The organism is Nonomuraea sp. NPDC004702 (assembly GCF_053601695.1).
On record NZ_JBSGCE010000203.1, the window covers coordinates 1 to 1,201 of the forward strand.

1 protein-coding gene is annotated in these 1,201 nt (G+C 71.9%); it reads right to left on the bottom strand.

Annotated features, from left to right (window positions below; translation table 11 throughout):
* Window positions 1–1,201 (bottom strand): M4 family metallopeptidase (locus ACWEJ6_RS54760; protein ID WP_452433718.1); only part of this gene is annotated, 1,201 nt, incomplete at both ends.

Below are 1,201 nucleotides of genomic sequence, written 5' to 3' on the forward strand. Positions count from 1 at the left end.
CCGGCCTTCTGGATGCTGACGCCGGTCACCGAGGACGGGCCGCCGGAGCAGATCGGGCTGGAGGGCTTGCCGCCGCCGGGGTTGTTGCCCTCGGCCAGCAGGTAGAACCAGTGGTTGAGCGGCCCGGCCGCCGAGTGCACCTCGGTGTTGGGGATGGAGGAGGAGTAGCAGTTGGGGTCACCCAGGGCGCTGGGGTTGTACATGTTGCGGATCGGGCCCTGGCCGACCAGGTCCACCTCCTCGCCCACCAGGTAGTCCGGCGGGTCGTTGGGGTTGTTGGCATAGGCCTCGGTCAGCGCGCCGAAGATGTCGCCGGTGCCCTCGTTGATGCCGCCGTTCTCGTTGCCCGAGCCGGCGCCGCCGGGGGTGGTCTGGAAGATGGCGTGGCCGAACTCGTGGGCCACCACGTCGATGGGGGTGGCCTGCTGGGTGTTGGCCTGGTTGTGGCCGAAGTTGGTGTAGCTGCCGTTCCAGTAGGCGTTGACGTCGGCCAGGCCGACGCGGGTGGGGAAGCCGCGGCCGCTGCCGTCGATGCCGCTGCGGCCCAGCCAGTCGCGCAGCATGTCCCACTCGCGCTGGACGCTGAACAGGGCGTCCACGCAGGCGGTCTCCAGGTTGGTGCCCGAGCCGTTGCCCCAGGCGTCGTCGGTGCCGGTGTAGGCCGACCCGCCCTGGCCGCCGCAGGCGATGCCGGGCCGGGTGGTGTCGGTCATGGAGTAGCTGCTGCCCGACCCGCTGGTGTTGATGGTGACCTGGCCGTAGTAGAAGCCGTTGCCGCTGCCTTCGCGGACCAGGTCGACGGCGTCGGCGACGGCGCCGGTGCGGGCGTCGACGTAGACGTTCTGCACGCTGGGCTTGCCGTCGGCCAGGCCGGAGACCTTGACCTCCCAGGCCGGCCTGGGTGTTGCGTCCTTGGCGAGCACGACCAGGCGGGGGGCGGTGCTGTCGTCCACGCGCGACAGGCGGGCCTTGGCGGTGGCGGTGGCCTTGGCCGCCGAGATGGTGGCCTTGGTGGCGACCTCGCGCGTGGTGGGGCCGGCGGCCGAGACGGTGTCGCGGACGTTGCCGGCGGCGTCGGTGACCACGACGGCGTCGCCGCCGATCATGGGCAGGCCCTTGTAGGTGCGCTCGTAGGCGACGTAGAACAGGTCGCCGGCGCCGGGGGTGACCCGGACGCGGCTGTAGGCCTCGTCGGGGCCTC